Here is a 12614-nt window from a genome sequence, read left to right on the forward strand (position 1 = left end):
GCGGCAAAACGCCTCGCGGAGGGCGAGGCGTGCCGGGGTCAGATATCGAAGAACACGGTTTCGTCCGCGCCCTGCAGCACCACGTTCCAGCGGTAGSTGCCGGGSGCCGTGGCGTCTGCAACCAGCGTGGCGCGGCGCGCGGGCGGCACCAGGCCGAGCACGCTGTCGGCGGCGTTGGCGGCGGCTTCATCGCCGAAGTACAGCCGCGTGGCCACGTGCTTGACCAGCCCGCGTGTGAACACGGACACCATGATGTGCGGCGCCTGCAGGTCACCGGCGAGATCCGGCACCGGGCCGGGCTTCACCGTGACGAAGCGGAAACCGCCATCCGGGCCGGTCGGCACGCGGCCGAAGCCGGTGAAGCCGGGCACCAGCGGTGCGTCGCCGGTGTCTTCCTCATGCCGATAGCGGCCGGCGGGGTTGGCCTGCCAGATCTCGACCATGCCGTCCGGCACGGGCTCGCCGCGGCCATCGATCACACGGCCCTCGATCACGATGCGCTGCCCGGCCAGGTCGGGGGCATCGGCGGTCAGGTCGGCGCAGTCCAGCGCGGCAAGGCCGATATGGAGGTACGGCCCAACGGTTTGGGAGGCGGTAGCGTAGAGCATGGCCTTACTCCATCGGCGTGGCATCGCGGCCACGCAGCACGATATCGAATTGGTAACCGAGCGCGTATTCGGGCGAGGTGGTCGCCCAGTCGAACGTGGCGATCAGGCGGTCGCGCGCCTTGGCATCGGGCACGCAGTTGAAGATCGGGTCGAACGCGAGCAGCGGGTCGCCGGGGAAATACATCTGCGTGACCAGGCGCGTGGCGTAGGCATTGCCGAACAGCGAAAAGTGAATGTGCTGCGGACGCCACGCGTTGTGATGATTGCGCCAAGGGTAGGCACCCGGCTTGATCGTCTTGAACTGGTAGCGGCCCTGCGCATCGGTCAGGGTGCGGCCATCGCCCGTGAAATTGGGGTCGAGCGGCGCGTCGTGCTGGTCGCGCTTGTGCACATAGCGGCCGGCGGCGTTGGCCTGCCAGATCTCGATCAGCGCGTGCGGCACCGGGCGGCCGTTCTCGTCGAGCACGCGGCCCGTCACGAGAATCCGCTCGCCGATCGGCTCGCCGCCATGGCCGGCGGTCAGGTCGTTGTCACCGTCACGGACGAATTCGGGGCCGAAAGTCGGGCCAGTCAGYTCGGAAATCGATTGCGGCAGCGCGATCAGCGGCTGGGACGGCGCGCGCAGTTGCGTGGACCCATAGGGGTCGAAGCGGTACGGGGGCTGGGTGTCCCAGTACGGGCGACGGTAGGGACCGGGGCGTGGGGGCATCGCGCTGTCTCCGTTTTGGTGTGTGGGGCGAGACTTAGACTGTAAGCACCGCCGGAAGTCATGTAAATTGAGTTTTTGCGTAATTTGGATGACTTTTAGTTATGGATGTATCGGATCCGTCGCCCGATCTGTTCCGCACCCGTATCCGGCTGCGGCACCTGCACTGCTTCGTCACCGTGGCGCAGACCCAGCACCTGGGCCGGGCCGGTGCGCGGCTGGGCCTGACCCAGCCGGCGGTGTCCAAGACGCTGACCGAACTCGAGGAACTGGTCGGCGCCCGGCTGCTGGTGCGCCAGCGCGCCGGCACGGACCTGACGGCGGCGGGCATGCGCTTCCTGCGCCATGCGCTGCGCATCATCGAGGACGTGGACGCGGCGGCGGACAGCCTGGCCGGCGCCGATGCCCCGCGCCACGAACGCATCCGGCTGGGCGCGCTGCCGAGCATCGTGCCGGCGCTGCTGCTCGACGCCGTCGCGCAATTCCGCACCGCGCACCCCGAGGTGGCGCTGGCCGTGCAGACCGGCATGAACCGCACGCTGATCGACCTGCTCAAGGCCGACGTGCTCGACCTCGTCATCGGCCGCATGGACGACCCCGCCGCGATGGAAGGCCTCTGGTTCGAATCGCTCGGCCCGGAGCCGCTGGTGCTGGCCGTGCGCGCGGGCCATCCGCTCGCCGACAACGCGCGCCCGACCATGCGYGAGGTGCTGGCGTGGCCGCTGGTGATTCCCGCCATCGGCTCGATCCCGCGCCACAGCACCGAGAGCCTGCTGGCACGCCACGGCCACACCCTGCCCGAAGGCTGCGTGGAAACCGCCGACGCCTACCTCGGCCGCCTGCTCACGCAGCAGAGCGACACCGTCTGGGCCGCCCCCCTCTCCGCCACCCGCCGCGCCGTCGCCGCCGGCGAAATGGTCCTCCTGCCCGTGGACACCCAAGGCACCGAAGAACCCATCGGCCTCCTCCGCCGCAGCGACCGGACACTGGAACCGGTGGCGGAGGCATTTGTGGCGGGGATTCGGGGGATTGCGGCGGGGCGGTGAGGGGGGCGTTGCAGGCGAGTTTGTCGCCGCTGGACAACGGACTGCATCAGGATTTGCACGCTTCGTAACAGATCCGCGCGCGTTTGGCCAAATGGGCGCGAAGGCGAACTGATTTAATCGAACATCGGGCCATCACTGAAAGACGCGAGACAACGCATGACTCGAATGGCTTCGCCCGCCATATCGGGGTGACGCGCGCCACGCTGTCGCGCATCGTGAATGGCCATGCGGCCATGACGCCTGATATCTCGATCCGGCTGGAAGAGGCACTGGGCGCGAGCCGAGAGATGTGGAGCGGCATGCAGACGACCTATGACCTGTGGCAGGCCGCGCAGAAGCCCCGCAAGCGCATTCCCCGCATTGCGGGTGCCGAGGGCCAGTCGGTTTGAACTTTGCCCAATCCCCCCGACTCTCACCGTGAAACAAACCCCTGGGAGGCATGGCAATGCGACTGCAAGGCAGGACGGCGGGAGACGGCGCCACGCCCGGGCAGGAGGCTCATGCCGAGCCCCACGCCGAGCCCCACGCCGAGCCCCACGCCGTGCCGCACGTGGTGGCCCACACCCGCCCGGCGGCGGCCGATGCTGGCGCGCGGCAAGCCAGTTGCGCCGACACGCCTCGCCCCGCGCATTGCCACGCGCTGGCGCCATCGGTCACCCACCTCCCCTGCCCCGGTCCGCGCACGCTCCATGGCTGCGCGGCGGCCGATGCGGTGTCGCCGGCTGAGCGCTACGCCGAACTGTTCGTCGATGTGCAGGCCAGCGGCCTGTTCGCCGACAGCAAGACCTTTCCCGATTGCGTGCCGCTGGTGGCGCCGGAGGTCATCCTGGAGCGCTATCGCGCGCAACGCGAGTCGGCGGATTTCTCGCTCGCGGCATTCGTGCAGGCGCACTTCGCGCGCGAATCGATTCCGGACGAGCACTACGTCTCCAACCCCGACCATTCCCTGCGCGACCATATCGACGGCCTGTGGCCGGTGCTGACGCGCGAGCCCGCCGAGCATCCGTCGCTCTGCTCGCTGCTGCCGCTGCCGCGCCCCTACGTGGTGCCGGGCGGGCGCTTCCGCGAACTCTATTACTGGGATTCGTATTTCACGATGCTCGGGCTGGCGGCCAGCGGCCGGCATGACCTGCTGCGCGCGATGGCGGACAACTTCGCCTACCTGATCGACACCTACGGGCTGGTGCCCAACGGCACGCGCACGTATTACCTCACCCGCTCGCAGCCGCCCGTGTTCTCCCTGATGACSACGCTGTTCGAGGACCATGCCGTCGAAGCGGCGCACGCCTACCTGCCGCAGTTGAAGCTGGAATATGCGTTCTGGATGGACGGCGCGGCGCATCTGCAGCCCGGCGCGGCCCACCGGCGCGTGGTGCGGCTGCCTGACGGCGCGGTGCTGAACCGCTATTGGGACGACCGCGCCCATCCGCGCGAGGAGGCCTACCTCGAGGACGTGGAGACGGCGCGGCGCAGCGGCCGGCCCCACCATATCGTGTACCGCGACCTGCGTGCGGCGGCCGAGTCAGGCTGGGACTTCAGTTCGCGATGGTGCGATGGCCAGCCCGATGCGAYCACCGGGTTTTCCCAGGCGCCGGCGAGCGACCTCGCCACCATCCGCACCACCTGCATCCTGCCCATCGACCTCAACGCCCTGCTCTGGCATGCCGAAATCCGCCTGGCCGCGCTGTGCAACGCCACCGGCGAACCCGATTCCGCCAGGCAATATGCGGAAGCTGCCGAGCGGCGGCGCCACGCCATCTTCGCCACCATGTGGGACGAGGACGCCGGCGCGTTCTTCGATTTCGACTGGCAGCGCGGCAAGCGGCGCGAACTGTTGACGGCGGCYACGCTGATGCCGCTCTACCTGCGGATGGCCACGCCCGCGCAGGCCGCGCGCGTGGCCGACGTGGTGGGCGCCCGGCTGCTCGAGGCAGGGGGCCTGGCTACGACCGAGCGGGACTCCGGCCAGCAGTGGGACCAGCCCAATGGCTGGGCGCCGTTGCAGTGGATCGCCATCCACGGGCTGCGGCGCTACGGCTGCGAGGCGCTGGCCGACGAGATCGCGCACCGCTGGCTCGCCACGGTGGGCAGCCTCTACACCCACGAGTACAAGCTAGTCGAGAAATATCGGCTGGAGCCGCGCATGGACGGCGCAGAGGGCGGCGGCGGCGGCGAATATCCGCTACAGGACGGCTTCGGCTGGACCAACGGCGTGGTAAGCGCGCTGCTCATGGAATACCCCCACCATCCCGCAACGCACAGCGCGGCCGGCCGGCGCGACGCCAACGGGTAACCGCGCCCATCACCCTAACGAGTGATGCCACGCGTGCAGCGGGGCTGGCGGCGCCTTTCGGTGCGCATCATGGAATTTCGTTCTTTTGTTCAGAATCTCGCAGTGCAGCAGCCCAATTTGCGAGCTTTGTCCTCGTTTCCCGCAATAACTCAGCTGAGTTATTGGCGGGCGTAGCAGCGCAGGTCACACTTGCCCCAGGGTCACTCGACACGACCCCAAACGACTTGGCAACTCTTACTACCCCGACGATCCCGCGCGTCGGGGTATTTCTTTGTGGGRCCGCTTTTTTGTGCGCGCAGGTTTTGCCACGCGCCCCCCCCCCCGCACGCCGACCTTTCTTGCGCTACATCAGCATCACGGCCCGACCAAGCSGTGATGCCCCAAGCGCACATCCGTGACGGTGCGGTKRCCCACCCCGCGAAGCSGAYCGGGCGGGCTACACTGGCGGCTGCCATTTGTTGAGCATTCATTCCGTCCAGTACAGCCGTGTCCAAACCCCTTTCTACCCTTCCTACCCTACCCGCCCTGACCGATTTCCGCGCCGACCCCGCGCCCACGCACGACCGGCCTAGGCCGGATCGCCTTGTCGAGGGCAACCCGGATCGCACCACGTGGACACACTACAGCGCCGCGGCGGGCGATTTCGATTGCGGGATCTGGGCGTGCGAGCCCGGTGCATGGCGCATTGCGTTTCCGGCTGGCAAGGAGGAGTTTTTCCACGTCATCAGCGGCCGGCTGCGGATCACCGACCATGCCGGCGTGACGCGCGAGTTCGGGCCCGGGGATGCCTGCGTGATCCCGGCTGGTTTCGAAGGGGTATTTGAAGTGATCGAGCCCGTGCGCAAGCACTTCGTCGTCCTGGAACGCAACGCGGGCTGACCACGCCCGGAGGAGGTCTGGCCATGCTTCCACGCCGTATCCTGCTGGGTGCCGTGCTCGGCGTGCTGACAGGCGCGGGGCACGCCGCCAGCCCCAGCTTCGACTGCAAGCGGGCCGAAGGCCAGATCGAGCAGATGATCTGCAAGGACGATACGCTGGCGAAGCTCGACAAGGAAACGACGCGCCTGTACGGGCTGGCGCTCGACGCGCGCTCCATGAGCACGAGCCGCAAGAAGACGTTGCTGGCCGAGCAGCGCGGCTGGATCAAGGGCCGCAACGACTGCTGGAAGGCGAGCGACGCACGCGCGTGCACCACCGCCGAATACATCGATCGGATTCACTTGCTGCGGCAGAACTTCGCCGGCCCGCGCACGCAGGACGCCAAGGGCATCACCCGGGGGCCGTTCTCGGTGCGCTGCCCGGGGGCCGACGCGCTGATCCTGGCCACCTTCGTGCAGACCGAACCCGGCTACGCCTACCTGACGTGGCTGGACAAGAAGCTGCTGTTGTCGCAGACGCGCGCGGCGTCGGGTGCCCGCTATGCGGCCACGACCGACGCCGGCGAGGCGATGTTCTGGGACAAGGGCCCCGAGGCGCAGCTTGAGCTACCGGGCAAGCCTCGGTCGGGTCCTTGAAGACGAGGTAGTGCGCTTCCTGATCCACCAGYTCCGCCACSCGRTGCAGGCCGTGGCCGTGCAGCGCGTTGACCAGRTGGCCGAGGCTGCGGTGCGTGCGCGCATCGGTGCGCGGATAGAGCATGTGCAGCACCGCCACTTGCTGCGAAGCCATCAGCGCGGAGAACGCGACAACGATGTCCTGRTGTTGAATGGCAGTGACCGAGTCCCCCACGGCCGCGCCGGTTTCRCGTTGGGCGGGCAGAATGGCTTCGAGCGTCAGGTTCATGGCGGTACCTCCTTGTTGTAACCGAAAGAACTGTCCCACGAAGATTAGGTGGTGATTGCTGCAATGCAATGGACGGGATGGGCAACAGACTGTTCCAGCTAATGTGTCTAATCGCTGCGATAGTCGCGCGTTAACCCGCCATAAGCTTTCAATTCCCTTGCAACGCGCCCGGTCGTTGACGCCCCGTTCCGGTCATTCGCGAAGCGGATCCGTCGATTCGGCGCCTCGCCCTGGCATCCCACCCGCCGGCGGCGTAATTTGTCCTCATCAACCCTTTCCGATGAGGTTCCCGATGCGACACGACGCGATGCACCGCCCGACCCACCCCGCCGACGAGAACGCCATGGCGTACTGGCGCGCCCACCGCATGGTCCGGGCGCTGCGCGGCTGGTATCTGCACCTGCTGATCTACCTCGCCGTGAACGGATGGCTCTGGTTCCGCTTCCTGTTCATGCCGTCGCCCAGCTGGGCGCACCGCTCGCTTGAGGCCGGCTGGCCGTGGCCGCTCACCACCACGCTGGCCTGGGGGCTGGGGCTGACGATCCATGGCCTGCTGGTCTGGTGGCGCGTCTCGCAACGTGGGCGCGACTGGGAGTCCCGCAAGATCGACCAGTTCATGAACCGCGACTAAACCTCCCCTCGCCCGCTACATCTGGCGGAAGCGGTGCACGTAGGCGCGCGAGACCGGCAGTTCGGTCTCGCTTTTGGTTTCCCGATTCTGGAGGCGCACGAACAGCCGCCCGCTGTCATCCCGCCGCGTGCCGGCCACGTATTCCATATTGACGATGGTCGAGCGATGCACCTGCCAGAAGGTGTCCGGGTCGAGTCCTTCCATCAGCTCGGCCAGCGGCGTACGGATCAGGTGCTCGCCGTCGCGCGTATGCACCACCACGTATTTGTCGTCGGCCTGGAAGTACAGCACGTCCTGGATCGGCACGTGGCTGGTGGTGTTGCCCCGGCTCGCCCGCACCCAGCGCAGCGGCGCCGCGCCGGCCTCCGGGCGGGCCGGGCCGCGCGTGAGCTGGCTCAGCAACTGCGCCAGCTCCGGCAGCGGCGCCGCCTCCTGGAAGGCCTTGCGCAGCCGCTCCACGGACCGCGCCAAACGTTCGTCCGTCACCGGCTTGACGAGGTAGTCCACAGCCTCGCGCTCGAAGGCGTCCAGCGCGTACTGGTCGAAGGCGGTGACGAAGACCACCCGCGTATCGGTCTCGATGCCCTGCGCCACCTCCAGCCCGGACAGCCCTGGCATCTTGATATCGAGAAAGGCCACCGCCGGCGCCAGTTGTGCGATGGCCTGCGCGGCCTCCACGCCATTGGCCGCCTCCCCCACGATGCGCAACTCGGGCCACAGCCGCTCCAGCTTGCCGCGCAGATGCGTGCGCAGGTGCTCCTCGTCATCGGCAATCAAGGCGGTGGGCATCCGAGTCATGGGGTCTCTCCGTTGCGGAAGGGGGCGGACAGCGGAATGTCGATGTGGACGGCCGTGCCGGGCGAGCGCTCCTCGATGCGCACCTGTGCCTCGCCGTCGTAGAGCACGGCCAGCCGGTCGCGCAGGTTGGACAGCCCCACGCCGGCGCTGGCCGATGGGCGGAAGCCCATGCCGTCATCCTCGATCGAAGCCAGCATGCGCCCGCCGCGCCGCGTCAGCCGCACGGTCAGGTGCCCGCCCTCGATCTTCGGTTCCAGCCCGTGCCGGATCGCGTTCTCCACCACCGGCTGCAGCAGCATCGGCGCCAACGGCACCTCGTTCAGCGCCGGGTCCACGTCGATACGATACTGGAGCCGCTCGCCCATGCGGATCTTGATCAGGGCGAGATAGTCGCGCAGCAGCGTGGCCTCCTGCGCCACCGTGCCCTGCGTAGCCCGGCTCGCGGCCAGCGACGCACGCAGGTAGGCGATGAAGTGTTCGAGCATCAGCGTCGCCTTGCGCGGCGCCGGCTCGATCAGGCTCACCACGTTGGCCAGCGTGTTGAACAGGAAATGCGGCTCGATCTGGGCCTGCAGCAGCCGCATCTGCGCCTCCACCAGCTGCTTCTCGGTGGAGATCGTGCGCACCTGCTCGCGCGCCATGTACTCGGCGATCTTGCGCTCCTCCCAGCGGCGGCCGAGCAGGCCCACGCGGCTCCAGACCAGCACGCCATGGGCGGTCAGCCCCAGGCCCCAGCCCAGCAGCGGCGCGCCGGACCAGGGCCGGTGCGAGGCGCCGAACACGTTCCAGAGCACGAGGATGGTGTTGACCACCACGTAGAGCGTCAGGTGGATATAGAAGCCGCGCAGCGCGCGCACGTTGCGGCGGGCTTCCTCATAGGCGCGTTGGTCGGCGGCGGACCGCCACATCTGCGGATCGGAATGGCGCACGGTGGGGGGCTTTGTGGCGGATCGGGAACGCTGGGAGGTTACCACCGGCGCCACCCGGCGCAACAGCCCCACGCGGCGAACCGACGGCGGCGCGGCGTCAGSCGCAATCTGCCGGCGCCAGTGAAGGGAAGCGCCGGCCCTCTCCCCCGACCCCTCTCCCGCAAGCGGGCGAGGGGAGCAAACCGTCGGCACTTGGAAATCTCGCCGTTTTCGCCCCTCTCCCTCCGGGAGAGGGGCCGGGGGAGAGGGTCGGCGTCTCGGACGAAGTCCGGCCCRCTCAATCTCCAAACCGACGCGGATCGTACGGTGCGGCGTCGACATACGTCGCGTCCCCGTCGAACAGCTCGGCCAGCAGCCGGGCGGTGGCCGGCCCAAGCGTCAGCCCCTGATGGCCATGCCCGAAATGGAACCAGAGGCCGGGATGGCGCGGCGCGCGGCCCACCACGGGCAGCATGTCCGCGAYGCACGGGCGGGCACCCATCCACGGCTGCGCCTCCACGGGGGCGCCCAGCCGCACCATCTGCGCGGCGATCTGCTCGGCCCGGCCGGACTGGACCGGCGTGGGCGGTGCGTCGCGATGGGCGAACTCCGCGCCCGTGGTCACGCGCAGGCCCTGCCGCATCGGCACCAGCAGCACGCCGTTCTCGGCGTCCAGCACCGGCTTGGACGGCATCGCCTCGGTCGCATAGTGGCGGTGATAGCCGCGTTTTACGAATAGCGGCAGCCGATAGCCCAGCCGCGTGGTCAGATCCGCCGCCCACGGCCCCAGCGCGATTACGGCCTGCGCCGCCTCGACCTTGCCGTCCTCCGTAGACACCTGCCAGCCCGAACCGCTGGCGCGCAGCGTGGCGGCGTCGCCATGGCAGAAGGTGCCGCCCTGCCGCTCGAACAGCGCGGCATAGCGGGCGACCAGTTCGCCGGGATCGCTCACGGTCCATGGGTCGCGCCAGTGGATGGCGCCGGCCAGCACGTCGCGCAGGGCCGGCTCGGCCTGCTGCAGCGCCGCGCGGTCCAGCAGGGCGTGATCGAGCGCATGGTCGGCGGCCACGGCCGTGGCGTCGCGGGCGGCGGCGTCGAACTCGGCTTCGCTGCGGTAGGCCTCCAGCCAGCCATCGTGGCGGACGAGGTCCTGCGCCCCGGCGCGGGCAATCCACGGCGCGTGTTCATCGAGGCAATGGCGGATCAGGGCGCTGTAGGCCGCCACCGTGCCGGCATAGCGCGCGGGCGCCGAGGCATGCCAGTAGCGGGCCAGCGCCGGCACCAGTGCCGGCAGCGCGCGCAGGTGGTAGTGCACGTCGTTGCCCTGCCCCGTGGCCACGCGCAGCAGCGCCTGCCAGTCGCGGGGGAAGGCGTAGGGCCGCACCGCCTCGCGCTGGAGGATGCCGCAATTGCCGTAGGAGGTGGCCCGGCCCGGCGCCTGCCGATCGACCAGACAGACCGCGTGGCCGCGCTGCTGCAAGGCCAGCGCGGTGGAGACGCCCACGATGCCGGCGCCCAGGACGATCACTGCGGTGGAGGAAGGGTTACCGGGCGCGGACGAATCGGTCATATCGAGAGGTATCTATATAGAGGGGGGCGGCGTCAGCCACGATTCTGCCAAGGCAGGCCGGGCGGCGGTGCATCCATGATGTGCAATGAATCGAAGACTTGATTGCCGGTTTGGCAATCCATGTCAATCATGGAGATCCCCCATGCCGGTCAGCGAATCAGTCAATTGCTGGAGGAAGGCCCGGGCGGCCTCGGGCAGGTTGCGCTTGGCCAGCGTCTGGATCTCGATATAGCGCTCGTTCATCTCGCGGTCGCGCAGTGGCACGGCGGCGATCAGCCCGGCGGCCAGCCGGCTGCGCACGGACACCTCGCCATAGAACGTGATCGCGCCCCCGCCTGCCGCCGCGAACGACACCAGTGAATCAAGGTAATTGCTGGAAAAGATGGTTTCGTAGTTCAGGCCCTGYCGGCTGCAACTGGTGTCCAGCAACTGGCGCAGCGAGCTGTCCGCGGGCGCCAGCGCCAGCGGGTAGGCCACCACCTGCGAGAGCGAGATCTGGCGCTGGCTGGCCAGCGGATGGTCGGGCGCCATGATGGCCAGCACCGGCGCCGGATGGCGCAGCTCCACCTCGATGCTCGGCTCGGGCAGCCCGCTCAGGGTCACGCCGATATCGGCCTCACCGTCGCGAATGCGGCGCGCCACGTCAGCCTGCGGGCAGACCTCGAGATCGAAGCGGATGCCGGTGTGCTGGGCGCGGAACGCCGCCGCGAGCGAGGGCAGGAACTCGTGCGCCAGCCCGGCCACGCTGGCCAGCCGCACCCGGCCGGCGCGCAGGCCGCGCAGGGCCTGGATGTCGCCGGTCACCCGCTCGATGTCCTGTTGCGTGCGCTTGGCGTAGGCGGCCAGCAATTCGCCCGCCGCATTGGGCACCAGCCCGCGTGCGCGGCGGTCGAACAACAGGGTGTCCAGTTCGGCCTCCAGCCGCGCCACCTGCCGGCTCACGGCGGAGGGCGCCACGTTCAGCTTCAGCGCGGCGTCCTTGACCGACCCCGTCCGSACCACTTCCAGGAAGTAGCGGACGGCGGTTTCCTGCAGGGTGCGATACGACATGGAATCTCCGGGATGACACGTGACATCAACGTCGCCAGTCTAGCGAAGATTGCCGATATGGCAATCGAATATTCGAAAGATTGCGCACACTGCAAGCATGGACCGGCTTACGATGAGATCCAACGAAGCCTGTGACGTGTCCTTTCTCTCTACTGCCGGAGCCTGTTCATGCTTTTCCCCGCCCCCCGTCTTTCGAATCGATTTTCGCGTGGCCGTCGCCTGACGCTGGCCCCCATGGCCGGCGCCCTCGCGCTCGGCCTGGCCAGCGTGGCCGGCACCGCCGCCGCGCAGGGCGGATATCCGACCAAGCCGATCCAACTCGTGATTCCGTTCCCGCCGGGCGGATCCACTGACGTGATCGGCCGCATCGTCGGCCAGAAGCTCGGTGAACGGCTCGGCCAGACCGTGGTGGTGGACAACCGACCCGGCGCAGGCACCATCGTTGGCGCCAGTTTCGTGGCGAAGGCGGCACCTGACGGCTACACGCTGCTGGTTACCTCCGGCACCACCTTCACGGTCAACCCGGCCATCCACGCCAAGCTGCCGTACGACCCGATCAAGAGCTTCGACCCCGTGGCCCAGGTGGGCGTGACCGGGCTGATCCTGCTRGCCAACCGCGACACGCCGGCCAACAACCTCAAGGAATACGTGGCGATGGTCAAACCCTCGCCGGGCAAGTATTCCTATGGCTCGTTCGGCGCCGGCACCACGGCGCACTTCGCGGGCGAGGCGCTGCAAACCCTCACCGGCACCAAGATGCTCCACGTGCCATACAAGGGCAGCGCGCCGGCCATGACCGACCTGATCGGCGGCCAGATCCCGTTCAGCATGGACACCGTCACCGCCGCCATCCCGCAGGTGAAGGCCGGCAAGGTCAAGGCGATTGCCGTGACCACGGCCAAGCGCTCGGCCCTGCTGCCGGACGTGCCCACGGTGGCCGAGAGCGGCTACCCCGGCATGGACGCCGCCACGTGGCTCGTCATCGTCGCCCCGGCCGGCGTGCCCGCCGAGGTGAAGGCCAAGCTGGAGAAGACCCTCGGCGAAGTGGTGGCGGACCCCGCCACGCGCCAGAAGCTGATCGACAACGGCTTCGAGCCGACCTACGCCACCGGCGCGCAGGTGGCCGCGAAGATCGTCAAGGAAACGCCCCAGATGCGCGCCATCGCGCGCGCCGCCAATATCCAGGCCGAGTAACCCAACCCTGACGCCTGGCTCCGGAGAC

The 12614-nt window shown here is 68.6% G+C and carries 13 protein-coding genes and 1 pseudogene; 7 read left to right on the plus strand and 7 right to left on the minus strand.

All coding sequences use genetic code 11. The features are described 5' to 3' along the window. Positions 1-38: 38 nt before the first annotated feature. Together pcaG and pcaH are read right to left on the minus strand one after the other, a co-directional pair. Positions 39-608 carry a protocatechuate 3,4-dioxygenase subunit alpha gene (gene pcaG, locus AB4Z27_RS20495; protein ID WP_441645122.1) on the minus strand — a complete coding sequence of 190 codons (570 nt, stop codon included), beginning with the start codon at positions 606-608 and terminating at the stop codon, positions 39-41. Between the two features lie 4 nt (positions 609-612). Next, positions 613-1317, minus strand: coding sequence for a protocatechuate 3,4-dioxygenase subunit beta (pcaH, locus tag AB4Z27_RS20500; protein WP_092301461.1), 705 nt, complete (start codon positions 1315-1317; stop codon positions 613-615). Positions 1318-1418: 101 nt separating this feature from the next. On the opposite strand from pcaH, the gene AB4Z27_RS20505 reads away from it, so the two are divergent. The 5 genes from AB4Z27_RS20505 to AB4Z27_RS20525 all read left to right on the plus strand — a co-directional run bounded on the left by AB4Z27_RS20505 (position 1419) and on the right by AB4Z27_RS20525 (position 6167). After that, positions 1419-2360 carry a LysR substrate-binding domain-containing protein gene (locus AB4Z27_RS20505; RefSeq protein ID WP_092301464.1) on the plus strand — a complete coding sequence of 314 codons (942 nt, stop codon included), beginning with the start codon at positions 1419-1421 and terminating at the stop codon, positions 2358-2360. A gap of 83 nt (positions 2361-2443) precedes the next feature. Next, positions 2444-2749, plus strand: coding sequence for a HigA family addiction module antitoxin (locus tag AB4Z27_RS20510; RefSeq protein WP_255370996.1), 306 nt, complete (start codon positions 2444-2446; stop codon positions 2747-2749). 56 nt (positions 2750-2805) lie between these two features. Next, positions 2806-4653 carry an alpha,alpha-trehalase TreF gene (treF, locus tag AB4Z27_RS20515; RefSeq protein WP_441645123.1) on the plus strand — a complete coding sequence of 616 codons (1848 nt, stop codon included), beginning with the start codon at positions 2806-2808 and terminating at the stop codon, positions 4651-4653. A gap of 486 nt (positions 4654-5139) precedes the next feature. Further along, on the plus strand, positions 5140-5532 hold the full coding sequence (locus AB4Z27_RS20520) for a cupin domain-containing protein (protein ID WP_255370997.1): 393 nt from the start codon (positions 5140-5142) through the stop codon (positions 5530-5532). A gap of 23 nt (positions 5533-5555) precedes the next feature. Beyond that, entirely contained in the window at positions 5556-6167 is a 612-nt protein-coding gene (locus AB4Z27_RS20525) for an MliC family protein (protein ID WP_441645124.1), read from the plus strand. Here the strand turns inward: AB4Z27_RS20525 and AB4Z27_RS20530 are convergent. Then, positions 6148-6435 (minus strand): annotated as a pseudogene (locus tag AB4Z27_RS20530) (hypothetical protein); the annotation flags it as partial. The gene AB4Z27_RS20525 and the pseudogene AB4Z27_RS20530 overlap by 20 nt on opposite strands. Before the next feature lie 292 nt (positions 6436-6727). Between AB4Z27_RS20530 and AB4Z27_RS20535 the strand changes: the two are divergent. Continuing rightward, a complete protein-coding gene (locus AB4Z27_RS20535; protein ID WP_092301475.1) occupies positions 6728-7066 on the plus strand; it encodes a 2TM domain-containing protein in 339 nt (112 codons plus the stop codon). A gap of 15 nt (positions 7067-7081) precedes the next feature. Here AB4Z27_RS20535 and AB4Z27_RS20540 read toward each other — a convergent pair whose 3' ends face one another. The 4 genes from AB4Z27_RS20540 to AB4Z27_RS20555 all read right to left on the minus strand — a co-directional run bounded on the left by AB4Z27_RS20540 (position 7082) and on the right by AB4Z27_RS20555 (position 11392). Continuing rightward, the gene (locus AB4Z27_RS20540; protein ID WP_092301572.1) at positions 7082-7855 is read right to left on the minus strand and encodes a LytR/AlgR family response regulator transcription factor; all 774 of its coding nucleotides are present in this window, start codon (positions 7853-7855) and stop codon (positions 7082-7084) included. A 5-nt stretch (positions 7856-7860) separates the two neighbouring features. Then, on the minus strand, positions 7861-8772 hold the full coding sequence (locus tag AB4Z27_RS20545; protein ID WP_092301478.1) for a sensor histidine kinase: 912 nt from the start codon (positions 8770-8772) through the stop codon (positions 7861-7863). Between the two features lie 298 nt (positions 8773-9070). Beyond that, positions 9071-10342, minus strand: coding sequence for an NAD(P)/FAD-dependent oxidoreductase (locus AB4Z27_RS20550; protein WP_441645125.1), 1272 nt, complete (start codon positions 10340-10342; stop codon positions 9071-9073). Between the two features lie 123 nt (positions 10343-10465). Then, positions 10466-11392, minus strand: coding sequence for a LysR substrate-binding domain-containing protein (locus AB4Z27_RS20555; RefSeq protein ID WP_092301484.1), 927 nt, complete (start codon positions 11390-11392; stop codon positions 10466-10468). Between the two features lie 234 nt (positions 11393-11626). Here AB4Z27_RS20555 and AB4Z27_RS20560 point away from each other — a divergent pair, with 234 nt between their 5' ends. Beyond that, positions 11627-12586, plus strand: a complete 960-nt coding sequence (locus AB4Z27_RS20560) for a Bug family tripartite tricarboxylate transporter substrate binding protein (protein WP_092301487.1) — start codon at positions 11627-11629, stop codon at positions 12584-12586. Positions 12587-12614 lie beyond the last annotated feature (28 nt).

The organism is Cupriavidus sp. KB_39 (assembly GCF_052114485.1).
GTDB lineage: Bacteria > Pseudomonadota > Gammaproteobacteria > Burkholderiales > Burkholderiaceae > Cupriavidus.

Excerpts from the sequence above, each read along its gene's own strand:
- AB4Z27_RS20525 (WP_441645124.1), top strand. The coding sequence starts at position 5,556 with ATGCTTCCACGCCGTATCCTGCTGGGTGCCGTGCTCGGCGTGCTGACA.
- AB4Z27_RS20535 (WP_092301475.1), top strand. The coding sequence starts at position 6,728 with ATGCGACACGACGCGATGCACCGCCCGACCCACCCCGCCGACGAGAAC.
- AB4Z27_RS20540 (WP_092301572.1), bottom strand. The coding sequence starts at position 7,855 with ATGCCCACCGCCTTGATTGCCGATGACGAGGAGCACCTGCGCACGCAT.
- AB4Z27_RS20545 (WP_092301478.1), bottom strand. The coding sequence starts at position 8,772 with ATGTGGCGGTCCGCCGCCGACCAACGCGCCTATGAGGAAGCCCGCCGC.